This is a genomic window from Nocardia yamanashiensis NBRC 100130 (genome assembly GCF_001613325.1).
GTDB classification, from domain to species: Bacteria; Actinomycetota; Actinomycetes; order Mycobacteriales; family Mycobacteriaceae; genus Nocardia; species Nocardia yamanashiensis.
Window position 1 is genome coordinate 496,346 of record NZ_BDCD01000002.1, and the last position, 23,539, is coordinate 519,884.

Below are 23,539 nucleotides of genomic sequence, written 5' to 3' on the forward strand. Positions count from 1 at the left end.
GCTCGGATTCGTGCCAAACTGGGGCGGTGAGGCAGGTGACCGCGCTGGCATTGGACGGCGTCATGACGTTCGATCTGGCCTGTGCCGTGCAGGCTTTCCGGCACGGGCCGGGAAAGTTCGGGGAACCGAGCGGGTTCGAGATGCGGACCTGCGGGGTACGGCCGGGGCCGGTATGGACGCCCAACGGTTTCGATCTGCGCGTCGAGGAGGGGCTGGAAGCTCTGGAAGACGCGGACATCGTCGTGGTGCCGGGCACCGGGTTGCCGACATTTCCCGTACCGGACGCCGCCCTGGACGCCCTGCGCGCCGCCGCCGAACGCGGCGCCACCATCGTGAGTATCTGCGTCGGTGCCTTCGTCCTCGGCCAGGCCGGCCTGCTCGACCATCGCCCCGCCACCACCCACTGGGCCTACTGCGACGACTTCGCCGCCATGTTCCCGGCCGTGAAACTCGACCCCCACGCCCTCTACATCGACGACGGCGACATCCTCACCTCGGCCGGCCTCTCCGCCGGCCTGGACCTCTGCCTGCACATAGTCCGCCGCGAACTCGGCGCGAGCGCCGCCGCCGAACTGGCCCGCTGGAACGTCGCCGCCCCACACCGCGAAGGCGGTCAGGCCCAATACATCCCGGACGCCCTCCCCACCTCCACCACCGGCGGCCTCGCCGCCACCCTCGCCTGGGCCGCCGCCAACCCCACCGAGGCCACCTCCATCTCCGCCCTCGCCCGCCACGCCCTGATGAGCGACCGCACCTTCATCCGCCGCTTCAAACAGGAAGTAGGCACCACCCCCCGCCGCTGGCTCGAAGCCCAGCGCACCGCCCGCGCCCGCGAACTCCTCGAAACCACCGACCTCCCAATAGAAGTCGTAGCCACCCAATCCGGCTTCGGCAGCGTCACCGCCCTCCGCACCCACCTCCGAGCCGCCACCGCCACCACCCCCGCCGGCTACCGCCGCTCCCTCCGCCGTTGACCGTCAGGAGTTCATCAGCGCGGCGGTGAGGGTTTTCGCGATGCGAACTGAATGCCGCTGGGCGCGGCGCGCGCCGCGGACTGGCAATTGATCTTGTTTCGTCTAGTCTCGGCTCCGTTGTGTGCGTGATTCCCTCCACGATCGGGACGGAGACCACTGACGATGGCCGTTGCTACCAGCACCCGGAACCAAGCGAACCTCTTCGACGATCTCGACGACGCCGTGCGGGAAATCGCCGCGGGCCGTGCGGTGATCGTGGTCGATGACGAACAGCGTGAGAACGAAGGCGATCTGATCATGGCCGCCGAGCTGGCCACCCCGGAACTGCTGGGGTTCTTCATCCGCTACACCGGCGGCGTGGTGTGCGCGCCGATGGCCGCCGAGCGCGCGGACCGGCTGGGGCTGCCGTTGATGACCGACGGGAACGAGGACGAGAAGCAGACCGCGTTCACCGTGACCGTCGACGCGGTGGCCGGCGTGGTGTCGGGGATCAGCGCCGCCGATCGGGCCGCGACCTTCCGGGCGCTGGCGCATCCGGGCACCGTGGCGGGCGATCTGCAAAGGCCGGGGCATGTGTTCCCGTTGCGTGCGCATCCGCGGGGGCTGGCGGCCCGGCAGGGGCACACCGAGGCGAGCGTGGAGTTGCTGCGGCTGGCGGGGCTGGCGCAGGTGGCGGTGATCAGCGAGGTGTGCCACGACGACGGGTCGGTGATGCGGCTGCCGGAATTGCGCGTCTTCGCCGATACCCATGGCCTGAAACTGATTTCGATCGATCAGCTCATCGCGCGGGGCTCCGGCACGGCATGACCGGGGTCGTCGCAGCCGTCCTGTTCGACCTGGACGGCACACTCGCCGCGACCATGGATCCGTGGGATCGCTGCTGGTCGGATTACGCGGCCCGGCACGGCCACACCTGGACCGACGCCGACCGGCACCGCACGCACGGACACGGTGACTGGGCCGACCATCTCGCGGCGGTCTGCGGCGTCGCGGCCGACCGCGTGGTCGCCGATTGCGTGGATGCGATGGTCACGCGGATCCACGCCGGGCAGATCGAGCTGCTGCCCGGCGTGGAAGCGCTGCTGGCCACCGCGATGAACAGCACTGTGACAGGGGTGGTTTCGGCCTCTCCGCGCCGATTCGTGCACGCCGCGCTCGACCATTTCGGATTGCGTCCGGCGTTGCGCGTCGTGATCACCCGGGAGGACCAGCCCGAAACCAAACCCCATCCCGCGCCGTGGCTGCACGCGGCCGCCCGGCTCGGCGTGGAGCCGTCATCCTGTGTGGCGGTGGAGGATTCGGCCGCCGGTATCCGCTCGGCGCACGCCGCGAGCATGCGCGTGCTGGCGATCCCGAGCTGGTCGCCCTCGATGCATCCGGCCGAAGCCGACCTGGCCGACCACCTCGCCGCGGATGCCGCCCGGGCCGAGCGCTGGCTGCGCCGCCTGCTCACCGCTGCGGCTCCCGCGGTGCTCTGATCCGGCCGCGGGAACTCGGCCCCGGCCGCGGCGCGTCGTATAGGTTGGCAAGCGTGTCGATGATGAAGGGCGCCAATGTTCCGGTGCCGATGAGTGCTGTTCGCGTCGAACTGGGGTGGCAGTCGGGGCCAGGGGTGCCCGATGCGGATGGGTCCGCGTTGTTGCTCGTCGGGGGGAAGGTCCGGTCCGATGGCGACTTCGTGTTCTACAACCAGCCGGTGCACAGTTCAGGGGCGGTGCGGCACGAGGGCAAGCAGCAGGGGCCGTGGGTGGTCGATGCGCTCGCCGTGGATCTGGGGCGGGTGGAGCCGCAGATCGAGACCATCGTGATCGCGGCGTCCGCGGATGGCGGGACGTTCGCGCAGTTCCGCGGGTTGTATGTGCGGGTGGTGGATGCGATGGGCGGCGTCGAGGTGGCGCGGTTCGAGCCCACCGCGGGGGTGGAGACCGCGTTCGTGCTGGGTGAGTTGTATCGCCGGCAGGGGGCGTGGAAGTTCCGGGCGGTCGGTCAGGGGTACAACACCGGGCTGGCCGGGCTGGCAACCGATTTCGGCATCTCCGTCGACGACGCGCCCGCCGCCCCGCCGCAGCAGCCGTTCACGCCGCCGCCCGCCCCGCCGCAGCCGTACACCCAGCCACCGCAGCCGACACATACTCCGCCGCAGCCCAATTACGCGCAGCCCCCGCAGCCGGCATATCCGCCGCAGCAGCCCAATTACACGCAGCCGCCGCAACCGGCGTACTCGCAGCCGCCTCAGCCGTATACCCAACCGCCCCAGCCGACGTATCCGCAGCCGCCGCAGCCATATACGCAGCCGCCGCAGCCCTTCACCCCGCCGCAGCAGGCACCGCCCCCGCCGCAGCCGTCCACTCCGGCACCCCAGCCCTTCACCCCGCCCGCACCCCAACCCCCCACACCCCCGGTCAGCCTCACCAAGATCTCCCTGACCAAGGAAGCCCCCACCGTCTCGCTCACCAAATCCGGCGCGACCGGCGGCACCATGCGGTTCAACCTGAACTGGACCAGCAACAAGCGCGGCCTGTTCGGCGGCCGCAAGGCGGGCAACGGCGGCATCGATCTGGATCTGTGCTGCTTCTACGAATTGGTCAACGGCGCCATCGGTTCCGTGCGCGCCCTGGACCGCCGCTTCGGCGACCTGCACAATCCGCCGTTCATCCAGCTCGACCACGACGACCGCACCGGCTCCAGTGCGAGCGGCGAGAACATCGACATCAACCTGGATTACACCAAGTTCTTCAAGCGCATTCTCATCTTCACCTCGATCTACGAGGGCGCCCGGGACTTCCGCGGCGTGGAGGCCACGGCCACCATGTATCCGGTCAACAGCCTGCCCATCGAATTGACGCTGGGCGGCTGCGTCGACGATTCGCGCGACGCGGTGCTGGCCACCATCGAGAACATCAACGGCGAGATGGTGGTGCGCCGCGAATGCACCTTCATCCGCCCGCCCGCCGGGCGTCCCGGCGCGGGCATCTCCGAGATCGCCCGCCGCTACAACTGGGCCTTCGAGATCCGCGCCGGTCGCGGCAAGGACTAGGCCAGGGTGTCCAGGGCCGCGGCCGCCAAGGCCCGGCCCTGGGCGATGATCGGTTCGGCGCGATGGAAATCCATGGTGCCGCACACGTTCTGCGGGATCTCGATCACCAGATCCGCCGGATGCGCGGCCAGATGCTGCCGGGTCAGCGCCGCCAGCATCAGATCGATGGCGCGCTGGGCCACATCGGTGGCGCGAATGCTGGTGAGCGCCTGCGGTTGTGCGGTGGGCCGCCACCACTGCCGGAACCAGTTGGTGCGCGGCTGCTCCCGGTCGTACACCGGATCCGGCGGTCCGGACAGATCCACGGCGATGGTGAGATCGGCGGGCCCGAGCGCCAGCGTCGCCACCACCGGCAGCGGATCGAGCACCCCGCCGTCCACCAGTACGTGCCCGTCGACCAGCACCGGCGTGATGAATCCGGGTATGGAGATCGACGCCCGGATGGCGCTGTCCAGGTCCCCGCGCTGATACCAGATCGACCGCCCCGCGCTCAGGTCCGTCGCGACCGCCAGGTACGGCATCGGCAGGTCCTCGATCCGCAGCTCCCCGAGCAGCTCCCGGATCCGGTCGAGAATCTTCGCCGCCCGGATCACCCCGGGTTCGGTGAGCGCCGGATCGAGCAGCCGCACCACCTCGAACTGCCCGAGAGTCGTTGCCCAGGAGGTGAATTCGCCGAGCCGCCCGGCCGCGTACAGCCCGCCGACCAGCGCTCCCATGGACGAGCCCGCCACCCCCGCGATCTCGTAGCCGCGCGCCTCCAGCTCCGCGATCACGCCGATGTGCGCATAGCCGCGCGCCCCACCACTGCCCAGCGCCAGATTCACCCGTTTGCCGGTCGCCATGCCAACAACCATAACGATGTGTCCTCACGCACGCTCCGGGCCACCACTATCGGGGAGTACTACCCTCGTCTACATGGTTGCTGATTCTTTGCAGGTTCATGTGGAGAGTGAGTTCGCCCCGCTGCGCACCGTGGTCGTCTCCCAGAGCGAATTCCGCGCCCCGGCCGACGCCGCCGTCTTCGGTCATTCGATGCCCGTGGAACCCGGCGCGGTCGGCATTCTGGAAGCGGTGTGGGGCAAGGACTTCGGCGCGGTCTACCCCGACAAGCAGCGGAAATGGGAAGCCGAACGCGACGAACTGGCCGCCGTGCTGACCCGGCACGGCGTCGAGGTGCTGCGCCCGCGCCTGTTTACCGACGTGGAGAAGGCCGCCGCCGGCCCGACCGGCTACGCCAACTTCTTCGTCCGCGACCCCTGGTTCACGGTCGGCGATCACGTGATCGAAGGCGTCCTGCAATTCCCGCACCGCCGCATGGAGGTGCTCCCCAGCCGCCAGTTGCTGCTCGATCGCGTGATGTCGTCTGCGGCACACTATGTTTCGCTGCTGCGACCCGAGCCGGCGCCCCTCGGTCAGGCCGGTCCCGGACCGTTCCTCGAAGGCGGTGACGTCCTGGTGCTGGGCAAGCAGATCTTCGTCGGCCGCTCCGGCATGGCCACCGACGAACTCGGCATCGCCTGGCTCTCGAAGTACTTGCGGCCCTTCGGATTCACCGTCACCACCGTCCGCCTGCCCGCCCACGTCCTGCACCTGGACTGCGCCCTCGGACTGGTCCGCGACGGCCTGCTCATCGCCTGCCCCGACCGGCTCCCCGACGGCCTCCCCGCACCCCTGCGCGACTGGGAGCGCATCGAGGTCAGCGAGGACGAGGCCGCCGCCATGGCCACCAACGGCCTGCCCATCGACGCGCACACCTACATCACCGACCCGGAGTTCGAGCGCGTCGGCAAGGAACTCGAAAAACGCGGCGTCACAGTCGAATACATCGACTTCTCGGTATCGCGGATCTTCGGCGGCGCATTCCGCTGCTCCACCCAGCCGCTGTTACGCGCCGAATAGCTCCGGATCGCCGGTGCACGGCACCATCGAGTACATGTACCACTCGCGGCGCGGCATCTCGCAGCGCAGCAGGTGCGGCTGCATATCGATCCATGCGCCGTCCCCGTCGGCGGGCCGGATCCGCAGCGGCCGCCAATCCATCTCGGCGGGATCGATATCGGTCGCCCAGAACCGCTGCCAGTCCGGGGCGGGCGCACAGGCCGCGATGATCTCCTCGATGCGTTCCGGCGCGATCTGCCCGGGCCCCATGTGCCGGAACGCCTGCACCATCCGATGCGTCTCGCGCTCCCAGCTCGCGAAGACCGACCGCGCGTGCGGGCTCAGCAGGAACCATTCGAGGATATTGGCCCCGCGCCGCAGGCCCGGGAACGCGCGCCGATAGGCGGCATTGGTGGCGACCAGGTCGAAGCCCGGCGCGGTCTGGAAGCAAGCCGGATGCGGGAAGCTCTCCAGGAAGTTCAGCTCCGCCCGCGTCGGTTCCGGAATGCCGCCGGTAAGGGTGGTGAGCTCGGGTTGCAGCACCATGGCGGCGTATTCGCGATACATGAGCGGCACGTCGAGCGCTTGGAAGAGCGCCGCCAGCGCCGTGGTGGTGGGCGGCCGGCGACCCTGCTCCAGCTTCTGGATCAGGCCCTCCGAGACGCCGGCCTTGCGAGCGAGTTCGGCACGGGTCAGGCGCAGCGTGTTCCGGCGTTCCCGGAGGTATCCCGCGATAGCCAGATGCGACTCGTCCACGTACGACCTCCAGATACTGCTGAAACCACTACCGGAGAAAGCTAGCCGATTTTCGGAGACCGCTCGGTATGTGGAATGGCATCGGATCGCACCGGGATCATGGTGTACAAGCACCACTCCCGGCGCGGGATCTCGCAGCGCAGGATGTGCACGTGCATGGCCGTCCACTCGCCGCCCTCCGGCGGACGGATCCGGACCGGCCGGAATTGCATCATCTCGCCGGGCAGATCGGTCGACCACAGGCGCTGCCAGTGCGGCGACGGCTCGCACATCCGGATGATCTCCTCGATGCGCTCCGGGGGCGTGATGCCGGGCGCCATATGCCGGAACGCCTGCACCAGCACGTGCACCTCGCGATCCCAGTTCTCGACCACGAGCCGTGAACGCGGGTCGTTCAGGAACCATTCGATGATGTTGCGGCCGGGCGCCAGACCCGGAAACGCGCGCAGATAGGCCGCGTTGGCCGCGATCAGATCCATCCCGGGCGCGTGCTGATAGCAGGCCGGATGCGGCAGGCAGTCGAGCAGATCCAGCTCGGCCTCGGTCGGTTCGATGCCATTGGAGATCGCCGTCAGCTCGGGCTGCAACACGATGGCCGCGTATTCGCGATACACCGCCGGCACGTCCAGCGCCTGGAAGAGCGCGTGCAGCGCCGTCGAGGTCGGCGGGCGGGTGCCCTGTTCGAGCTTCTGGATCAGCGCCTCGGAAACCCCTGCCTTGCGGGCGAGTTCGGCCCGGGTCAGACGCGCCGCCATCCGGCGTTCCCGCAGGAATCCCGCAATCGCCAGATATGCCTCGTCCACTCCCGCTACCTCCAGAAACGCTCCCGACTACGCGATGAAACTAGTCGAGACCGGCGACTGGCCCGCCGGGGGAGGCGGCGGCGGATCGTCGGACCGCTCGCCGCGGCGCGCCAGCCAGATCCGGAACTGGGACAGCCGGGTGGCGCGGGCGGGCCAGAACTCCTGCACGCTGGCATTGAATTCGGCCCCGAGAATCACGGCGAAACCCAGAAAGAAGGTGAACAGCAGGAAGGCGATGGGGGTGGCCAGCGCGCCGTAGCTGATGCCGGTCTTGGTCACCCAGGCCAGGTATCGGCGCAGGCCCTCGCTGGCGGTCATGAAGAACACACCCGCCACCAGCGCCCCGCCGAAGAGCCGATGCCAGGGCAGGGTGCGGTGCAGCGCCAGCTTGTACAGCGTGGTCAAGCCGATGATCAGCAGGAATCCGGTGCCGGGGTAATAGAAGGCGTCGATCAATCGCAGCCCGGGTTCGCGCCAGCCCGAAGGCAATACGCGCCCGACCAGACTGGGCCCCAGCGCCACCAGCGGCAGGATCAGCACCGCCGCGATCAGGAAGCCGACATACAGCAGCAGGGCGAAGATGCGCTGCCAGACGGGATGGCGGGCGGTCGCCTGCCCGTGCGCCGCGGTGATGGCGTCGACGAAGGTGGCCATCGCCGAGGAGCCGGCCCACAGCGAGAGCACGAAACCCACCGACACCACGCCGCCGTGCCCGCGTTGCAGCACGTCGACAACGGTCGGCCCGACCAGATCGTCGACCACGCTGGGACTGAACAGCTTCCGGGCAAAGGCGATGATCTTGGTTTCCACGATGTTCACCGTGTTCGGCCCGAACCAGTGCCCGACGTAGCCGAGGCTGCCGAGCAGGCCGAGCAGCAGCGGGGCCAGCGACAGCGTCTGCCAGAAGGCCGCGGCGGCGGATTTGGCGAATATCGAATCGTCCCAAGCCTTCACCGCGACGTGCACGATCAGCTCCCAGGTGCGCTGCCCGGCGTGGCGCAAACGTGTGACTATGCGCACGGCGGGCGCGTCCGGCGCGGGCGCGTCGGGGTGTCGCGGGGGGTGATCCTGCTCGTTCATGGTGGCTACAGCATCGCGTACCAGGGTTTCGAATGGGTGTGGACCCGCGCTGTGTTGTGGCGCACTTGTGCCGTGTGTGTCGTGGCGCACTACAAGAGGCTGTGTCGGATTGGAAAGCAGTCGGTCCCGGTCGCTAATCTCTACCGAGTGACTTCGGGTGGTGGCGGTTCGTTACGTGCATGGCAGCGCAGGGCACTTACCAAGTATCTGACGACCAAGCCTCGCGATTTCCTCGCCGTCGCTACGCCAGGTGCCGGTAAGACGACGTTCGCGCTGCGCGTGGCCGCCGAATTGCTGGCGGACCGCACGGTCGATCAGGTGACGGTGGTGGCGCCGACCGAGCACCTCAAACACCAGTGGGCGGCCTCGGCCGCGCGCAACGGGATTCAGCTGGACTCGAACTTCTCCAACTCGACCGGGTCGACGTCCTCGGACTATCACGGCGTGGTCGTCACCTATGCGCAGATCGCCTCGCATCCGTTCAAGCACCGGGTGCGCACCGAGAACCGGCGCACGCTGGTGATCATGGACGAGGTCCATCACGCCGGTGACGCCAAGAGCTGGGGCGAGGCGGTCGAGGAAGCGTTCGGCGATGCCACCCGGCGGCTGTCGCTGACCGGTACGCCGTTCCGGTCCGACGATTCCAAGATCCCGTTCATCGTCTACGAACCCGACGAGTCCGGTTTCGAGAAGTCGCGCGCCGACCACACCTACGGGTATTCCGAGGCGCTGGCCGACGGCGTGGTGCGGCCGGTGGTGTTCCTCGCCTACTCGGGTGAGGCGCATTGGCGGGACAGTGCGGGCGAGGAGTACTCGGCCCGGCTCGGTGAGCCCCTGGATGCCGCGCAGACCGCGCGCGCCTGGCGCACCGCGCTCGATCCGGCCGGCGACTGGATGTCGAAGGTGCTGACCGCCGCCGACACCCGGCTGCGTCAGTTGCGCGCCACCGGTATGCCCGATGCGGGCGGGCTGGTCATCGCCACCGACCAGGACAAGGCGCGTGATTACGCCGAACTGCTGGAACACATCTCGGGCAGCAAACCGACCGTGGTGCTCTCCGACGATCCGGGTTCCTCGGATCGCATCGAGGAGTTCAGCAAGAACACCGATCCGTGGATGGTGGCCGTCCGCATGGTGTCCGAGGGCGTCGACGTGCCGCGCCTGGCGGTCGGCGTGTACGCCACCAGCGCTTCCACCCCGCTCTATTTCGCCCAGGCCATCGGCCGATTCGTGCGTGCGCGCAAATCGGGTGAGACGGCCAGCGTCTTCCTGCCGTCCGTTCCGGTGCTGCTCGATCTGGCCGCTCAGCTGGAAGTGCAGCGCGACCATGTCATCGGCAAACCGCATCGGGAGGCGAGCTCGCTCGAGGACGAGCTGCTCACCGACGCCAACAAGCAGAAGGACGAACCGGGCGAGGAGGAGAAGAAGTTCGTCGCCCTCGCCGCCGACGCCGAACTGGACCAGGTCATCTACGACGGCGACTCCTTCGGCACCACCACCTTCTCCGGCAGTGACGAGGAAGCCGACTACCTCGGCATCCCCGGCCTGCTGGACGCCAGCCAGATGCGCGCCCTGCTCAACGAGCGCCAGGCCCGTCAGATCCAGGACCGCAGCGCCCGCCCCGTCGAATCCGGCCCCCAGGTGGCGGCCGCCGCCGAACGCGCCGCCACCTCCGACCGCCTCGGCGAACTCCGCCGCGAACTCAACTCCCTGGTCGCCATGCACCACCACCGCACCGGCAAACCCCACGGCGTCATCCACGGCGACCTACGCCGCGAATGCGGCGGCCCCCCAACCGCTCTCGCCACGGCAGACCAGCTCACCGAACGCATCGCCGCCCTGCGCCGCCTCTGACCACGGGGAAGAGGCGCGCCGGAACTACGAGCGGAAGGCTCGGTCAGAGGACGACGGATAGGTCGACCGCGACCCGGTCGCCCGCCGCGAGCCCTTCGGCGATGCGCACCGGCTTCTTGACCGGCAGCACATAGGTCGCCCGCTTACGATCCGGGAACAGCGAAGTGGCCCAGCGGCTCTCGCCGATCACCACCCGCACCCGGACCGACCCGAACCCACCGGCCTGCGTGCCGTAGCGCTCCTCGATCTCGTCCGCGATAGCCTCCGGCAAGCTCAGGAAATGCCACGACGCGGGCCCGTCGTGCTCCCAGATCTCAGCCGAGAAGGAGTATCGCGCAGTCGCCATAGGGGCGACGGTAGCGAGACGGTCCGACAGGTTCACCCGGTCGCGGGCGGTCCGCCTACTTCTCGCAGGCGATGCCGTCGCCGTCGCGGTCCAGGTTGGAGCTGTAGCCGGGGTCGCCGCGGCGCAGGGGTGCGGCGCCGGCTGCCTTGGCGTCGGCGCACGATTTGTAGCTGACCGAACCCTGACGTGCGGTCGTCTGCGGGGCGGGTGCGACGGCCGGAGCGGTCGGTACGACAACCGGGGCCGTCGCGGCGGGCGCTTGTGTGGCGGGGGCGGGCGCGGCCTGCTCGGTCGCGGGAGCTTCGGGCGGCGCGGCCACGGTGGACGGAATCGCCACGGTGGTGGTGGTTTTCGCGGTGGTGATCGGTGCGGTGATGGGGTTCGCGACAGTCGTGCGCGGCGTGCTGGTCGCGGCCGGGCTGCCGCTGGTGGAGCCGCCGCACGCCGTTAGTAGTGCGACGCCGCCGATCGCCAAGGTGCCGAGTGCGAGACGCTGCCGGAGCGTCGACTGCCGAACTGTCATACCGTTTCCCCAAGATCGAATGGGCGCGACCTGGAATGGATGCGGGTGGATCGTCCCCCGACTCCCGCATCGGTCGCGGCGGTCACTCTGCCACGCGCGAAACCCTCGGGCACCGGGAGTTCTGCCGATAGCCCGAGGTTGGCACGGAATGTCGGTCGGCGCGTAAAGAGTTGCAGGCCACGGTCAGCGGGCGAAGTAGCGGCCCGGGGTGACGCCGACATCGCGGCGGAAGGCGGCTACGTAGGCGCTGGGGGTGGCGTAGCCGACTCGTTCGGCGATGCGGGCGATGGGCAGGCCCTCGGCCAGCAGGGGCAGGGAGGCGGCCAGCCGGATCTGGGTTCGCCACTGGCCGAAGGTGATTCCGGTGTCGGCGAGAAAGGATCGGGCCAGGGTGCGGGGGCTGGCGGCGGCGGAGGGGGCGAAGCCTTCGAGGGAGCGGGGGTCGGCGGGGTTGGTGAGGAGAGCTTCGGCGACGTGGCGGGCGCGCGGGTCGATGGGCATGGGTGCGCCGATGGGGATGACGTCGACCGGGTCGAGCAGGTCGAAGACGACGGCTTCGGCGCGGGCACGCTGATCGGGGCCGGTGGTGTCGGCGGTGAGGTGATCGAACAGTTCGTGCAGCAGGGCGCTGACGCGGAGCATGGTCGGCGCGGCGAAACGGATCGGGGTGCGGGCCGGATCCAGGAAGATGCCGCGCATGATCGCGCCCACGGTGGTGCCGGTGCGGTGCCGGATGCCGCCCGGGATCCAGAGCGCGCGGGTGGGCGGCAGCACCCACTGCCCGCCGCCGGCCTCGACCAATAGGACACCCCGTGCGGCCCAGGCGATCTGGTGTTGCGGATGTTCGTGCACGTCGAACCAGTGGCCCGCGGGCAGCGCGCCCGCCCCGAACACCATGGCGGTGGGGCCGCCGGGCACATCCAGCACCCGTGGTTGACCGTTCAGCGACATGATCTGTCAGTGTAGTCTCTCGCGGTCGCGCGTCGTGCTGCCTAGCGTTGCGGGCATGGGGATGAACATCTTTCACCAACTGCTCTGCCGCTCCAGTGCCTGGGAGAAGACCAGCGCCACCCGCATCGTGCCGTGGGCGCTGCGCGACCTGGATCTGGGCGATAACGCCCTGGAAGTCGGGCCGGGCTACGGCGCGAATATCGCGACCCTGCGCGAACGGGTCCCGGTGCTGTCCGGTCTCGAGATCGATCCGGCCTTGGCTGCTCGGCTGCGTAAGCGCCGGAGCGGCCAGGTGCGCGTGATCGACGGCGACGGCACCGCAATGCCCTTGCCGGACAAGGAATTCAGCTCGGTCGTCTGCTTCACCATGCTGCACCACGTGCCCTCGCCCGCACAGCAGGACGACCTGTTCGCCGAAGCCTTCCGCGTACTGCGCCCCGACGGCGTCTTCGCGGGCAGCGACGGCCTGGACAGCCTCGGCTTCCGCCTCATCCACCTGGGCGACACCTGCGTCCCGGTCCCGCCCGCCACCCTCACCGCCCGCCTGACCCGCATCGGCTTCACCGATATCGAGATCGACACCGCCCCAACCATGTTCCGCTTCCGCGCCCGCCGTCCTTGAGGCCCACGCGGGCGGATCATCCGCCGAAGAACGCTGCCGGGTCCAGGACGTCGATCGGGGTCCAGCGCGGGGGTGTGACCGTAGCCTCCGTCTCGGCGTCGGGTGTTCCGCCGCTGCGGTAGCCCTGGAGATCCAGTGCCAGCCAAGGGTTTTCGTCCACGCGCTGGGCGAGCGTGTACAGCAGGACGATCACGTGCAGGCAGCGGTCGTTGCGGGCGCGGCACGAGCAGTCGGAGGCGACGAGGCGCGGGGTCACCGTGATCCCCGCGTCGGAGACGGCGGTGCGGAGCTCATCGCTCAGGGTGAGGGTGCCGGGCGGGATGAGCTCGTTCAGTGCCTCGACGGTCGCGCGGCCCAGCGGCGCGAATTCGAGGTGGATGACCGAGGCTTCCGAGCCGCGATGCAGGTGCGCGCGCACCGTGGTTCCGCTGATCTCCAGCTGCGGTGCGACATTCCGGGCGACGCTGCGGGCGCGGGGGAGCAGCGGTTCCGGTTTGCTGAGTTTCAGCGGTTCGGCCAGCCGGACCCAGTCCATGCCCCAGCGGGTGTAACCGAAGTCGTTGTCGGGCATCTCAGTTGCCTCGCTTCCGGCGTAGCAGTTCGAGGAGTCGTTCGTCGTCGAGCCGGGCCAGTTCGGCGATGCCGGCGGTATCGGACAGGTCGGTGAGCGCCGATTTGCGATCGTGCATGCCCGCGATATGTTCCTCGATGGTGGTGCCCGAGGTCAGCGTGGTCACGGTGACCGTGCGGGTCTGCCCGATGCGGTGCGCGCGATCCGACGCCTGCGCCTCGACGGCGGGATTCCACCAGCGATCGAAGTGGATGACGTCGGCGGCCCGGGTGAGGGTGAGACCGGTGCCCGCCGCGCGCAGGCTGAGGATCAGAATCGGTGGGCCGCCGGGGGATTGGAACCGGGTGACGATATCGGTCCGCTCGGCCTGATTCAGCCCGCCGTGGAAGAACGGTGCCGCCACCCCGAGCTCCTCGGCGCAATACCGGACCAGCAGTTCCCCGGTGCGCCGGTACTGCGTGAACACCAGCGTGGGCGCGTCCGCCTCCAGATTGTTGGCCAGGATGTCGGCGCACACATCGAATTTGCCCGAGCGCCCGGTCAATTCGTCCAGCTCACCGGTGATCAGCCCCGGGTGATTGCACACCTGCTTGAGCTCGGTCAGCACCGCCAGCACCCGCGTATGCCGTTGCGCCCCACTGCCGAACCCTTCGGCTTCGGCGCGATCGAGCAGCTGATCGTAGAGTTTCTCCTGCTCGCCGGTGAGGTCGCACACCAGGTCGGTGTGGATCTTGGGCGGCAGCGCGGCCGCGACCTGGGCTTTGCGCCGGGCCAGCAGGATCGGTTCCAGGGCGTCGCGCAGCCGGGTCACCGCCGCGGCCGATCCTTCGTGAATGGGTTTCACGAACCGCCGCCGGAACTGCGCCTTGTGCGTGAACGCCTGCGGCACGACCAGATTCAGCAGCGCCCACAGTTCGTCGAGATGGTTCTCCACCGGAGTGCCGGTCAGCGCGACCCGCGCGTCGGCGGTGATGGCCCGCGCCGCCTTCGAGACCTGGGTGCGCGGATTCTTCAATACCTGCGCCTCGTCGAAAACCACACTCGTCCAGTGCTGCCCCGCCAATCCCTGCCCGTGCCCGCGCAAGGTCGGATACCCGGTCACCACCACCGTCCCCGCCGCGGCCGCGGGCAGTTCCCCGCCCCGCCAGGCCACGGCGCGCAGTCCCGGTGCGAAGCGCTGGATCTCGTGCACCCAGTTGCCGACCAGCGAGGTCGGGCACACCACCAGCTGGGCACCGTCGCCGGCCCGCCCGAGCAGATACCCGATCGCCTGCACGGTCTTGCCCAGACCCATCTCGTCGGCCAGCACCGCTCCGCCGTGCACGGCCACGGTCTCGCGCAGCCAGGTGATGCCGCGCGCCTGATACGGCCGCAGCTCGGCCTTCAGCCCGGTGCGCAGTTCCGCGCTGACGGCCAGGGTGTCCCGCAGGGCTCGTACCGCCCGCGCGGCCGACACGATTGCGGTCCCGGCGGCATTGGGCACCGCGTGCGCGGCGGGCGGCAGGTCCGCCGGATCGATCTCCCCGTCGAAGGCGTTTCGCCACAGGCGAACCGATTCCCCCGCCTCGGGCAGGGTGAGCGCCGGGAACCGATCCGCTTCCACGAGTGCGCATTCGACCTCGCTGACCGCGATCCCGTCCGCGGCCGGGATCGCCAGGGCGATCGAGTCCCGCTCACCGAGACCTCCTGGCGGCTTTCCTGGCCCGTGACCGGTCCAGGTCCACAGCGCGAACATATGACGATCGGGCAGGTAGGTGGCTTGCAGGGTGGTCGGCACGCACCCTTTGTATCCAAACGGAAGCGATTCGCGCACATAGCCTGTGGCCCGTGTCACAGCCGGAGTGTCGTCCGCGTCATTCGATTCGGCTATGACCGAGTTCGTGCCGTGTGCCGATTGTGTCCGGAAACGCAACAGCGGGCGACCTATTCGGTCGCCCGCTGCCGGGTTTTCTGTTGGGAAGATGAAATTGTTCGAGCGGGCACTCGAGGTCCTGACTACCGATGAACGGTCTCCTCGAGCTTGGAGGAGCTGTTAAAGCGCCGGTGCCGACTCCGTGTCGATCACGGCTTCGAGCTCACGGAGACGATCCATGTGCTCATTGGCGTGATGCTGGCAGAAGAGCAACTCGCCACCCGCGGGAAGGGTTGCGCGCACGCGCGCAGCCGCCCCGCAGCGGTCGCAACGATCGACCGCGGTCAGTGGGGTGCTTGTCAGGGTTCCTGGCATGACTCCTCCGTCCTGGCTCCTGGTGCTCGCACACCATTCGCCTGGTGTGGGGGTTCGCGATCCACTTCGCGAACCTCGCTACCGCTACTTCCCAGCAGTGGTTGATGACTACTCTGTCAGACGTTCGGCGCGCGGTCTTTGTTCCCGTGGAGTTTCCCGTGTGTTTTCAGTAACACGACCTGGTATTTCGCTGAAAGCGAACAGGCCCGGGCAATTACCCCACGAAGCCCCTTCGGGCTCCCGCACCGGCACGCTGATCGAGTTGTCTACCGGGAGACTACCCGTGACCCCCGACACTCACACTCCGATTCGGGAGTGTGACCGTGGCGCCAGCAAACCGTAATCAAGGGCGCTGGATCGATCGCCCGCTTCCGCGCCGCGATCGCTTGCGTTCCGCCGCGCTGCTAAATACGGTAGGGGGGTAGGGTTTGAGGCGCGGGCCGAGGGGCGCCGCGGAAAGGGAGTCGCGATGAGCACTACTGTCACCGTCACGGGCATGACCTGCGGTTGCTGTGCGAACAAGGTGCGCACGGAGGTCGGGAAGATCGCCGGCGTGACCGAGATCGATATCGATGTGGACAGCGGTGTGGTGACCGCGCACGGGGCCGCGGACCGCTCCGCCGTGGCCGACGCGGTCGTCGCGGCGGGCTATACGGTCACCGCCTGAGCGGTCTGATTTCGCGCAGCGCGAACACGGACACGGCCCGAGAGTCACTGGCTCCCGGGCCGTTTCGGGTGTTTCGGGAGCTTCCCCGCCGAAATGCTGACCGCCTGGTCTGGATTGGGCGGTCGCGCTCGTAGGCTTGGACGCTATGACGGTCGACGAGATCGCGAACGAGCTCTACGGGTTGCCGCCCGCCGAGTTCGTGGCGGTACGCACCGAACGCGCCCGCCAGGCCCGGGACGCGGGGGACAAGGCCCTCGCCGCCGCCATCGGCAAGCTGCGGCGGCCGACCGTGGCGGCCTGGGCGGTGAACCTCCTGGTCCGCACCGCCCCCGCCGAGATCCACGCCCTGCTCGAACTGGGCACCGCCCTGCGCGCCGCCCAGCAGCGTTTGTCCGGCGACCAACTGCGCGCCCTCACCACCCGACGCCAGCAGGTGATCAGCGCCCTGACCCGCGAGGCCGCCGCCGCCGCTGCCGAGCGCCACGGCCAGCGCCTGACCGAATCCACCCTCCGGGACATCGGCGCGACCCTGCAAGCGGCCCTGGCCGATTCGGAGGTCGGCGACCAGCTCCGCACCGGCACCCTCACCACGGCGGCGAGCTACGACGGCTTCGGCCCCGCGATCCTGGTCGCGGTCCCGGACGCCGGTACCGGCAGGGTTGCGGGCCGCGGCGACCGCGCGAGCCTGGCGGCGGACGAAGACGGAGCGGGCGAATCCAGCTCCGGCGCAAGCAAAACAGCTCATCCAGCGGGCTCGCGTAAGAAGCCGGTGTCCAAGAAACCGGCGGCTGATCCGCAGGCAGAACTGCGGCGCGATCTCGAGGCGACGCTCGCCGAGATCGAATCCGCTCGCGGCGAACTGACTTCGGCGGAATCCGCCCATGAGGACGCGGTGACCGAACTGGCCGAACTGGATTCGCGCCTGGCCGCCATGCGCGCCGAACTCGCGCACACCGAGGACCGCCGCCGGTTCACCTCCGCCTCCGAACGCGCCACCCGGGAGACCGCGCGCCGTGCGCGTCAGCAACTGGCGGCGTTGGAGCGGCGTGCGGAGGCGTTCCGAAATCAGTTGTCCGCCCGCTGATTATCGCCGCTTGATCCACCACATGCCGCGGCCGGATTCGGCGGGGGCGGTGATCGGGCGGGGTGCGATGCGGTCGAGGTGGTAGCCGAGGCGGCGGGCGACGGCGGCGCTGCGTTCGTTGGCGGCGTCGCAGTGGATTTCGACCTGGTCGATTCCGGGGAGCGCCAGGGCGATTCGGGTGAGGGCTTCCGCGCTGCGGGTGATCACGCCGCGGCCGGTGTGCGCGACGTGGCACCAATAACCGATTTCGAGGGTGGCGGGGGCGATCCGGTCGTGCAGGCCGATCGCGCCGAGCAGGACGCCGTCGGTATCGAAGATGCCGTAGAGGAATCCGCCGTCGCGGGTCGGCCAGCCGGCGAGGGTGCGCTCGCCGACCTCGCGCTGCTGCTCCAGGGTCGGCGGGACGGGGAGCCAATCCATCCAGGGATGGATGTGCTCGAAGGAGGTGGTGACGGCCTCGAAGCGCGCCATCAAATCCTCCGGCTGCCAGCGCCGGATCACCAGGTCGCCCAGGTCGATTCGCTCCGGCGGCGTCACACCCGGCGGGAGCGCAGGCACTTGTTCGACATCCATGCGGGGATGGTGCCGAGCACGCGGGCCCGGGGCAAGCGAATTCCGGGCCGGCGTGGCGAGTCGCGGAGCCGTCCGTGATCGAGCCCCCCGCTGATCACAGCCAGGACGGATCCAAGTCCAGGGTGGTGCGGTCGCCGGAATCGAGGAGGTCGAGCATGGGCCCGGTCTTGGGCAGCTCCCAGGCGAAGAAGTAGCGGGCGGCGGCGCGCTTACCCTGACGGAAGGCCGGATCGCGGTCGGCGGGCAGGGCATCGGCGGTGACGGCCTGGGCGAGCCAGATCCAGGCCAGCACCGTGTGGCCGAACGCTTCGAGGTAGGCGGCGGAATTGGCAAGGGCGGCTTGCGGATCGCCGTCGCGCCACAGACCAGCGGTGGTGGCGACCAGTCGGTTCACTGCGGCTTCGAGAGCATCGGCGAAGCCGGAGAGCTCCTGATCGCCGGACGCCCGCCCCGCGGCGACGGTGGCGGCGATGGTCTCCACCAGCAGCGCCAGCGCCGCGCCATTGTCCAGAATCACCTGCCGTCCCAGCAGATCCATGCTCTGAATACCGTGCGTCCCTTCGTGAATCGGATTGAGCCGATTGTCGCGATAGTGCTGCTCCACGTCGTAATCCCGCGTGTACCCCGCCCCGCCGTGCACCTGAATCGCCAGATCGTTGGCCGCCAGGCACCACTGACTCGGCCACGATTTCGCGATCGGCGTCAGCACCCGCAGCAGCGTCCCGGCCCGCCGCCGCTCGGATTCGCCCGGGGCGGTGCGCTGTTCGTCGACCAGCTTGCCGCAGTACAACTGCAGCGCCAGCGCCCCTTCGGCATAGGACTTCTGCGCCAGCAGCATGCGCCGCACATCGGGATGCTCGACCAGCGGCACCTGCGCCCCGCCGCGCGCCCCGATCGGCCGGCCCTGCGGGCGATTGCGGGCGTAGTCGAGGGACTTGAGATATCCGGTGTACCCGAGCGCGGTGGCCGCCAGCCCGACGCCGATGCGCGCCTCGTTCATCATGGTGAACATCTGGGCCAGACCGTGATTCGGCTCGCCCACCAGATACCCCACCGCGCCCGGCTGCCCACCCGGGGTGAAACGCCCGTCACCGAAAACCGGTGCGGTATTGACGGTTCCGCGCCAGCCCATTTTGTGATTGATTCCGGCCAGCACCACATCATTCCGGACAGTCACCGCGCCCTGTTCGTCCGGAAGCAGCTTGGGCACGACGAACAGCGAGATGCCGCGCGTGCCCTCCGGCGCCCCCGGAATCCGGGCCAGCACCAGGTGCACGATGTTCTCCGAAAGGTCGTGATCCGCACCGGAGATCCACATCTTGTGCCCGAACAGCCGGTAACTGCCGTCCGCCTGCGGGACCGCCCGGGTGGTGATGTCGGCCAGGCTGGATCCGGCTTGCGGCTCCGACAGCGCCATGGTGCCGAACCAGCGCCCCTCCAGCATGGGCCGCACGAATTCCTCGATCTGCGCGGGACTGCCGTGCGCGGCAAGCAGATTCGCATTGCCGGTGGTGAGCAGCGGATAGGACGCGGTGCCGACATTGGCGGCGTGGAACCAGGACATGCACGCGGTGTAGACCGAGTGCGGCAGCTGCTGCCCGCCGATCTCGTAGTCCATGGCCGCACCGATCATGCCGGCGTCGCCGAAGGCCCGCAGCGCCTTGCCGACCGCCGGAATGATGTGCACGTTCTCCCCGTCGAAGGTGGGCTCGTGCAGATCGTTCTCGCGATTGTGCGGCGCGAAATAGGTGGTGGCCAGGTCCTGGCACAGCCGCAGCACCTGGTCGAAGGTCTCCCGCGAATGATCGGCGAACCGTTCCCGCGCGGTCAGCGCCGTCACGTCCAGCCAGTCGTAGAGCAGGAACTCGATATCGCGGGCGGACATGATCACGGAGGGGTTCATGGTTCCTCGAACGGTCGGGTGCGGCTGGTCGTACCAGCCGGTCTACCAGATCCGTGCGGGGCGATGGAACCGGTGTTCAGGAACGCGCGGGGGCCCGCCCTCGGTGCAGACGTCCGAAATGTCCGGGCGACTGGCCCTTCCAGGTGCGGAAGGCCGAGGCGAAGGCGGACGGGCTGGAGTAGCCCAGGCGACCGGCGGCCTGCTCCACGGTGAGCCCGGCGATGAGCAGTTCCTCGGCCAGCATGCCGACCGTCTCGGTGCTGAGCTCGCGGAAGGTGGTGCCCTCCTCGGAGAGCCGGCGGCGCAGGGTGCGCACGCTGACGTCCAGGTCGGCGGCGATGCGGGCCTGGTCGGCGGAGCCGCCGTGCCGGATGAGCAGCTGGCGTACGCGCCCGCTCAGGCCGCTGCGGCTGCGGCGGGATTCCATCAGGTCGTTGCACTGCTGCTCATAGAACCGGGCGGTCGACATATTCGATTGCGGGAGCGGGGTTTCCAGCGTGCTGGCCTGGAAGGCGATCCGCGACACCGGCTGCGAGAAGATGACCTCCTCCACGCCGAAGACCGCGCCGAACATCTCGTAGATGGGATGCGCCTCCACGTACAGCTCCACCCGGACCGCGGGGATACGGGTGGGAATGAGGTCCTGCTGGATGGTCGCGATGGCGGCCAGATCCCGCTCCAGGGCGAAACGCCGGATCTCGGGCGGCAGCGCGGAGTCGTCGCGCACCACCCACACCACCGGGCCCTGCTCCTCGACGTGGTGATGCGCCGCGGTGAACGACAGGTCGGCGTAGCGCAGCGCGATATCCATGGCGTGCCGCAGGTTCGAGCTGCTCATCAGGGCGAAGCCGAGCACGCCCAGCGACGGCGGATGGCACAGCAGCCCGGCCAGCAGCCCCAGCCCGGGTTCGTCGTGAATGCCGTCCACCACATTGCGCATGACCAGGCATTCCTGCGCCCAGGTGATCTCGGAGGACGGGTCGCGCAGGTCGGTCTCCCGGATTCCGCTGTCCTGCAGGACGGTTCGCATCGCCAGCCCGCGGCCGAGGGCGAAGTCGGCGAGGAGGGCCGTGCTGGTGATGGAACGCAGTTGCGCCAACTCTTCCGTCACTCAGGCAGTCTCGCAAACTTTCGGCGTCCGCATGGCCATTACCGGCCGGTAGGTTGCCTGGCCCGGCCCATATTCGGCGATTCATGGCCTATTGCGGACTGTTCGCTCGAAACCCTCAGCCATACGGTGAGATTCATGCGCAGCGCGCAACTCTCACAGACCCGGGACTCGGATTCCGGAAAGGTCCATCCACCGATGCTCACCGTGATCGCACCCGCCGACGGCCGGGTGCTCGACACCATTGCCACGGATTCGCCTGCCCAAGTACACCGTACGGTGGAACGGCTGCGCGACAACGGGGCGCTGTGGCGTTCGTTAGGCGTGGTCGGGCGGGTGCATTGGATCGGCGCCTTCCGAAACTGGTTGCTGGACAATCGGGATTCGATCATCGACCTGCTCGGGCGGGAAACCGGCAAGGCGGAATCGGAGACCGAGGCGGAATTCCTGCTCGCCCTCGAGGCCGTCGACCACTTCCGCACGCACGCGGCCGAATTCCTGGGCGGGCGGCAGCTCCCCGAATCGCCGCGGCCGGGCGCGTCCGTGCAGCTGGCCATCGCCAATCACGCGTGCGCGGTGGTGGGGGTGATCGGACCGTGGACCTACCCCTTGGCCCTGGCCCTGTTCGATGCGATGCCCGCGCTCATGGCCGGTGCGGCGGTGGTGGTGAAGCCGTCCTCGGCCACCCCGCTCACCCTGCGCGCGGTCGCCGCCGGCTGGGCGAGTCTCGGGGCCCCGGCGGTTTTCGAGACCGTGGCCGGGCACGACGCCGGGCCCGCCGTACTGGATAGCGTGGACTACGTGCGCTTCACCGGCAGCATGGAGACCGGCAAGGTGGTGGCGCTGCGTGCGGCCGCCCGGCTCATCCCGTGCTGCCTGGATCTGGGCGGAAAGTCCAGTGCCGTGGTGCTCGCCGACGCCGATCTCGATCAGGCGGCGGCCTGTATCGCCCTCGGCGGGCTGGCGAACAACGGGCAAAGCTCCAATTGCATCGAACGGGTGTATGTCGAGACCGCGGTCTACGACAGGTTCCTCGGCAAACTGGCAGCCGAGGCCGCCGCCTTCGGGCCGATCGCCGACGACGAGCACGGAACCGGGGTGATGACCTCCGCCGCCCAGGTCGACCTCATCCGCGATCAAGTCCGCGACGCCCTGCTCAAGGGTGCGACGCTGCGGTGCGGCGGCACCGGAGGCGGTAATTACTTCGAGCCCACCGTGCTCGGCGACGTCGACGCCACCATGACGGTGCTGACCCACCAGACCCTGGGGCCGGTACTGCCCGTGGTGCGGGTCGCCGATGCGGGGGAGGCGTTCGAACTCGCGCTGCGCGCGCCCACCGGACCCTCGGTGAGCATCTGGACCACCGATGTCACCGCCGGCGCCCGCGCGGTGGCGCGCTTCGCCCCGGCGCGGGTCGGCGTCAACGACGTCTCGGTGCATGTGGCGCGCCCCAGCCTGCACTGAGTTCGAGGTTCGGCGCGAGACCGCGCGGTCGGCGGCCTAATGTTGGTCGGATGGAGACCTCGGCCGACACCCCGAATGCGCTGGTACACATCTGCACTCGCGCCGAATGGGAGGCCGCGCGTCCCACCGGCGAATACCGCGCGCCCTCCCTGGACGAGGCCGGCTTCATCCACCTGTCCGCCCCCTACCAGGCCCACCTCCCCGCCAACCGCCTCTTCACCGGCCGACCGGACCTGGTGCTCCTCTGGCTGGATCCGACCGCCCTCGGCGCGCCGGTGAAATGGGAGCCCGGCGTGCCCACCGACCCGCAGTCGATGCTGTTCCCGCACCTCTACGGCCCGCTGCCGGTCGCGGCGGTGGTCGAGGTGGCCGACTTCCGACCCGAGTCCGACGGCCGTTTTCTCCCCCTTCCTAACGCCTGACCCCCCAGTTCGCGGCCCGTCTCGTTCTGGACTGAGCGGAGCGGAGGAGCGAACGGCTCCATAGACCTGCGCCTTGGGGGAGCGGAGGGAGGGAAGAACGAGACATCAGGGGCCGCGAACCCGCCCGGAGCGAAGCGCAGGGCAATATAGACAGTGTGAACGTCGATGTGACAGCGTTGCCAGGGATCGGTGTCCGGAAGGATTTCGAGGTGCGGTCGGGCCGCCGGATCGGTGTGGTGGCACACCGGGACGGGGCGATCGATCTGATCATTTCCCAGCGCGACGATCCGGACGCCTGTCTGGCGCAGGTGCCGCTGACCACCGACGAGGCCGCGGTCCTGGCCAATCTGCTCGGCGCTCCGCAATTGGTGGAGCGGTTGAAGGACGAGCACTCCGACCTACCCGGCATCACCACCCGGCAGCTGCCCATCGGTGGTGATTCCCCCTACCGCGGGCGCATGCTCGGCGAGACCGGAATGCGCACCCGCACCAAGGCCTCGATCGTCGCGGTCATGCGGGCAGGGCAGCTGCATCCCTCGCCCGGACCGGATTTCGTGCTCGACTCCGGGGATCTGCTGGTCGTCGTCGGTACGCCCCACGGCCTGGACGCGGCCGCGCGGCTCCTGGCCGACGGCTGAACACGGTGGATTCGGCCGGTCTAGCTCTGATCGAACTCGGCGCGATCTTGTTCGTGCT

Annotated in this window: 25 protein-coding genes; 12 read left to right on the forward strand and 13 right to left on the reverse strand. The window is 69.1% G+C overall.

Annotation, left to right across the window (positions count from 1 at the left end; translation table 11 throughout):
* The first annotated feature begins 26 nt into the window (after nt 1-26).
* The 4 genes from NY1_RS02360 to NY1_RS02375 all read left to right on the forward strand — a co-directional run bounded on the left by NY1_RS02360 (nt 27) and on the right by NY1_RS02375 (nt 4,011).
* Entirely contained in the window at nt 27-974 is a 948-nt protein-coding gene (locus NY1_RS02360) for a GlxA family transcriptional regulator (RefSeq protein WP_084534557.1), read from the forward strand.
* A gap of 162 nt (nt 975-1,136) precedes the next feature.
* A complete protein-coding gene (gene ribB / locus NY1_RS02365; RefSeq protein WP_067707359.1) occupies nt 1,137-1,781 on the forward strand; it encodes a 3,4-dihydroxy-2-butanone-4-phosphate synthase in 645 nt (214 codons plus the stop codon).
* Nucleotides 1,778-2,452 carry an HAD family hydrolase gene (locus tag NY1_RS02370; RefSeq protein ID WP_067707360.1) on the forward strand — a complete coding sequence of 225 codons (675 nt, stop codon included), beginning with the start codon at nt 1,778-1,780 and terminating at the stop codon, nt 2,450-2,452. Before ribB ends, NY1_RS02370 begins: the two co-directional genes overlap by 4 nt.
* Before the next feature lie 59 nt (nt 2,453-2,511).
* Nucleotides 2,512-4,011, forward strand: a complete 1,500-nt coding sequence (locus NY1_RS02375; RefSeq protein WP_218028295.1) for a TerD family protein — start codon at nt 2,512-2,514, stop codon at nt 4,009-4,011.
* Here the strand turns inward: NY1_RS02375 and NY1_RS02380 are convergent.
* A complete protein-coding gene (locus NY1_RS02380; RefSeq protein WP_157575201.1) occupies nt 4,008-4,853 on the reverse strand; it encodes a patatin-like phospholipase family protein in 846 nt (281 codons plus the stop codon). The genes NY1_RS02375 and NY1_RS02380 overlap by 4 nt on opposite strands.
* Before the next feature lie 73 nt (nt 4,854-4,926).
* Between NY1_RS02380 and NY1_RS02385 the strand changes: the two genes are divergently transcribed.
* Nucleotides 4,927-5,910 carry a dimethylarginine dimethylaminohydrolase family protein gene (locus NY1_RS02385; protein ID WP_067707366.1) on the forward strand — a complete coding sequence of 328 codons (984 nt, stop codon included), beginning with the start codon at nt 4,927-4,929 and terminating at the stop codon, nt 5,908-5,910.
* Here NY1_RS02385 and NY1_RS43575 read toward each other — a convergent pair.
* Genes NY1_RS43575 through NY1_RS02400 form a run of 3 tightly spaced genes read right to left on the reverse strand, consistent with a single transcriptional unit; the run spans nt 5,896 to nt 8,528 of the window.
* A complete protein-coding gene (locus NY1_RS43575; RefSeq protein WP_067707368.1) occupies nt 5,896-6,645 on the reverse strand; it encodes a helix-turn-helix domain-containing protein in 750 nt (249 codons plus the stop codon). The two genes, NY1_RS02385 and NY1_RS43575, sit on opposite strands and share 15 nt — an antisense overlap.
* A gap of 41 nt (nt 6,646-6,686) precedes the next feature.
* On the reverse strand, nt 6,687-7,448 hold the full coding sequence (locus NY1_RS02395) for a helix-turn-helix domain-containing protein (protein ID WP_067707371.1): 762 nt from the start codon (nt 7,446-7,448) through the stop codon (nt 6,687-6,689).
* A gap of 27 nt (nt 7,449-7,475) precedes the next feature.
* Nucleotides 7,476-8,528 carry a YihY/virulence factor BrkB family protein gene (locus NY1_RS02400; protein WP_084534559.1) on the reverse strand — a complete coding sequence of 351 codons (1,053 nt, stop codon included), beginning with the start codon at nt 8,526-8,528 and terminating at the stop codon, nt 7,476-7,478.
* Nucleotides 8,529-8,675: 147 nt separating this feature from the next.
* On the opposite strand from NY1_RS02400, the gene NY1_RS02405 reads away from it, so the two are divergent.
* Nucleotides 8,676-10,382, forward strand: a complete 1,707-nt coding sequence (locus NY1_RS02405) for a DEAD/DEAH box helicase (RefSeq protein WP_067707374.1) — start codon at nt 8,676-8,678, stop codon at nt 10,380-10,382.
* Between the two features lie 43 nt (nt 10,383-10,425).
* On the opposite strand, the gene NY1_RS02410 is transcribed toward NY1_RS02405, so the two are convergent.
* From NY1_RS02410 to NY1_RS02420, 3 genes are all read right to left on the reverse strand, one after another.
* On the reverse strand, nt 10,426-10,728 hold the full coding sequence (locus NY1_RS02410) for a DUF1905 domain-containing protein (RefSeq protein ID WP_067707376.1): 303 nt from the start codon (nt 10,726-10,728) through the stop codon (nt 10,426-10,428).
* A gap of 55 nt (nt 10,729-10,783) precedes the next feature.
* Nucleotides 10,784-11,251, reverse strand: coding sequence for an excalibur calcium-binding domain-containing protein (locus NY1_RS02415; protein WP_084534560.1), 468 nt, complete (start codon nt 11,249-11,251; stop codon nt 10,784-10,786).
* A 183-nt stretch (nt 11,252-11,434) separates the two neighbouring features.
* On the reverse strand, nt 11,435-12,202 hold the full coding sequence (locus tag NY1_RS02420) for an AraC family transcriptional regulator (RefSeq protein WP_157575203.1): 768 nt from the start codon (nt 12,200-12,202) through the stop codon (nt 11,435-11,437).
* A 55-nt stretch (nt 12,203-12,257) separates the two neighbouring features.
* On the opposite strand from NY1_RS02420, the gene NY1_RS02425 reads away from it, so the two are divergent.
* Complete coding sequence (locus NY1_RS02425; protein ID WP_084534561.1) at nt 12,258-12,824, forward strand: class I SAM-dependent methyltransferase; 567 nt, start codon at nt 12,258-12,260, stop codon at nt 12,822-12,824.
* Nucleotides 12,825-12,840: 16 nt separating this feature from the next.
* Here the strand turns inward: NY1_RS02425 and NY1_RS02430 are convergent, their stop codons facing one another.
* The 3 genes from NY1_RS02430 to NY1_RS44385 form a co-directional block, all read right to left on the reverse strand.
* Nucleotides 12,841-13,395, reverse strand: coding sequence for an SWIM zinc finger family protein (locus NY1_RS02430; protein WP_067707379.1), 555 nt, complete (start codon nt 13,393-13,395; stop codon nt 12,841-12,843).
* Between the two features lies 1 nt (nt 13,396).
* Entirely contained in the window at nt 13,397-15,130 is a 1,734-nt protein-coding gene (locus NY1_RS02435) for a DEAD/DEAH box helicase (RefSeq protein WP_067707913.1), read from the reverse strand.
* A 297-nt stretch (nt 15,131-15,427) separates the two neighbouring features.
* On the reverse strand, nt 15,428-15,622 hold the full coding sequence (locus tag NY1_RS44385) for a DUF7455 domain-containing protein (RefSeq protein ID WP_033087939.1): 195 nt from the start codon (nt 15,620-15,622) through the stop codon (nt 15,428-15,430).
* Between the two features lie 469 nt (nt 15,623-16,091).
* Here NY1_RS44385 and NY1_RS02445 point away from each other — a divergent pair, with 469 nt between their 5' ends.
* Together NY1_RS02445 and NY1_RS02450 are read left to right on the forward strand one after the other, a co-directional pair.
* The gene (locus NY1_RS02445) at nt 16,092-16,289 is read left to right on the forward strand and encodes a heavy-metal-associated domain-containing protein (protein WP_067707382.1); all 198 of its coding nucleotides are present in this window, start codon (nt 16,092-16,094) and stop codon (nt 16,287-16,289) included.
* A 145-nt stretch (nt 16,290-16,434) separates the two neighbouring features.
* Nucleotides 16,435-17,373, forward strand: coding sequence for a coiled-coil domain-containing protein (locus tag NY1_RS02450; RefSeq protein ID WP_067707385.1), 939 nt, complete (start codon nt 16,435-16,437; stop codon nt 17,371-17,373).
* On the opposite strand, the gene NY1_RS02455 is transcribed toward NY1_RS02450, so the two are convergent.
* The 3 genes from NY1_RS02455 to NY1_RS02465 form a co-directional block, all read right to left on the reverse strand.
* Nucleotides 17,374-17,946: a GNAT family N-acetyltransferase gene (locus tag NY1_RS02455; protein ID WP_067707389.1), complete on the reverse strand. Its 573-nt coding sequence runs from the start codon at nt 17,944-17,946 to the stop codon at nt 17,374-17,376.
* 94 nt (nt 17,947-18,040) lie between these two features.
* Nucleotides 18,041-19,849 carry an acyl-CoA dehydrogenase gene (locus tag NY1_RS02460; RefSeq protein ID WP_067707392.1) on the reverse strand — a complete coding sequence of 603 codons (1,809 nt, stop codon included), beginning with the start codon at nt 19,847-19,849 and terminating at the stop codon, nt 18,041-18,043.
* A 76-nt stretch (nt 19,850-19,925) separates the two neighbouring features.
* Nucleotides 19,926-20,960: an AraC family transcriptional regulator gene (locus tag NY1_RS02465; RefSeq protein WP_067707394.1), complete on the reverse strand. Its 1,035-nt coding sequence runs from the start codon at nt 20,958-20,960 to the stop codon at nt 19,926-19,928.
* A 135-nt stretch (nt 20,961-21,095) separates the two neighbouring features.
* Between NY1_RS02465 and NY1_RS02470 the strand changes: the two genes are divergently transcribed.
* The 3 genes from NY1_RS02470 to NY1_RS02480 all read left to right on the forward strand — a co-directional run bounded on the left by NY1_RS02470 (nt 21,096) and on the right by NY1_RS02480 (nt 23,481).
* Nucleotides 21,096-22,421, forward strand: coding sequence for an aldehyde dehydrogenase family protein (locus NY1_RS02470; RefSeq protein ID WP_067707397.1), 1,326 nt, complete (start codon nt 21,096-21,098; stop codon nt 22,419-22,421).
* Between the two features lie 50 nt (nt 22,422-22,471).
* Nucleotides 22,472-22,843: a DUF952 domain-containing protein gene (locus tag NY1_RS02475; RefSeq protein WP_067707400.1), complete on the forward strand. Its 372-nt coding sequence runs from the start codon at nt 22,472-22,474 to the stop codon at nt 22,841-22,843.
* Nucleotides 22,844-22,998: 155 nt separating this feature from the next.
* Nucleotides 22,999-23,481, forward strand: coding sequence for a cation:proton antiporter regulatory subunit (locus NY1_RS02480; RefSeq protein WP_067707403.1), 483 nt, complete (start codon nt 22,999-23,001; stop codon nt 23,479-23,481).
* The last annotated feature ends 58 nt before the right edge of the window (nt 23,482-23,539 follow it).

What these genes read in the sequence shown, in the direction of transcription:
- ribB (WP_067707359.1), top strand. Translation starts at nt 1,137, where the DNA reads ATGGCCGTTGCTACCAGCACCCGGAACCAAGCGAACCTCTTCGACGAT.
- NY1_RS02385 (WP_067707366.1), top strand. Translation starts at nt 4,927, where the DNA reads ATGGTTGCTGATTCTTTGCAGGTTCATGTGGAGAGTGAGTTCGCCCCG.
- NY1_RS02430 (WP_067707379.1), bottom strand. Translation starts at nt 13,395, where the DNA reads ATGCCCGACAACGACTTCGGTTACACCCGCTGGGGCATGGACTGGGTC.
- NY1_RS02370 (WP_067707360.1), top strand. Translation starts at nt 1,778, where the DNA reads ATGACCGGGGTCGTCGCAGCCGTCCTGTTCGACCTGGACGGCACACTC.
- NY1_RS02380 (WP_157575201.1), bottom strand. Translation starts at nt 4,853, where the DNA reads ATGGCGACCGGCAAACGGGTGAATCTGGCGCTGGGCAGTGGTGGGGCG.
- NY1_RS02375 (WP_218028295.1), top strand. Translation starts at nt 2,512, where the DNA reads ATGATGAAGGGCGCCAATGTTCCGGTGCCGATGAGTGCTGTTCGCGTC.
- NY1_RS02415 (WP_084534560.1), bottom strand. Translation starts at nt 11,251, where the DNA reads ATGACAGTTCGGCAGTCGACGCTCCGGCAGCGTCTCGCACTCGGCACC.
- NY1_RS02460 (WP_067707392.1), bottom strand. Translation starts at nt 19,849, where the DNA reads ATGAACCCCTCCGTGATCATGTCCGCCCGCGATATCGAGTTCCTGCTC.
- NY1_RS02420 (WP_157575203.1), bottom strand. Translation starts at nt 12,202, where the DNA reads ATGTCGCTGAACGGTCAACCACGGGTGCTGGATGTGCCCGGCGGCCCC.
- NY1_RS02425 (WP_084534561.1), top strand. Translation starts at nt 12,258, where the DNA reads ATGGGGATGAACATCTTTCACCAACTGCTCTGCCGCTCCAGTGCCTGG.
- NY1_RS02455 (WP_067707389.1), bottom strand. Translation starts at nt 17,946, where the DNA reads ATGGATGTCGAACAAGTGCCTGCGCTCCCGCCGGGTGTGACGCCGCCG.
- NY1_RS44385 (WP_033087939.1), bottom strand. Translation starts at nt 15,622, where the DNA reads ATGCCAGGAACCCTGACAAGCACCCCACTGACCGCGGTCGATCGTTGC.
- NY1_RS02435 (WP_067707913.1), bottom strand. Translation starts at nt 15,130, where the DNA reads ATGTTCGCGCTGTGGACCTGGACCGGTCACGGGCCAGGAAAGCCGCCA.
- NY1_RS02450 (WP_067707385.1), top strand. Translation starts at nt 16,435, where the DNA reads ATGACGGTCGACGAGATCGCGAACGAGCTCTACGGGTTGCCGCCCGCC.
- NY1_RS02410 (WP_067707376.1), bottom strand. Translation starts at nt 10,728, where the DNA reads ATGGCGACTGCGCGATACTCCTTCTCGGCTGAGATCTGGGAGCACGAC.
- NY1_RS02475 (WP_067707400.1), top strand. Translation starts at nt 22,472, where the DNA reads ATGGAGACCTCGGCCGACACCCCGAATGCGCTGGTACACATCTGCACT.
- NY1_RS02470 (WP_067707397.1), top strand. Translation starts at nt 21,096, where the DNA reads ATGCGCAGCGCGCAACTCTCACAGACCCGGGACTCGGATTCCGGAAAG.
- NY1_RS02400 (WP_084534559.1), bottom strand. Translation starts at nt 8,528, where the DNA reads ATGAACGAGCAGGATCACCCCCCGCGACACCCCGACGCGCCCGCGCCG.
- NY1_RS02445 (WP_067707382.1), top strand. Translation starts at nt 16,092, where the DNA reads ATGAGCACTACTGTCACCGTCACGGGCATGACCTGCGGTTGCTGTGCG.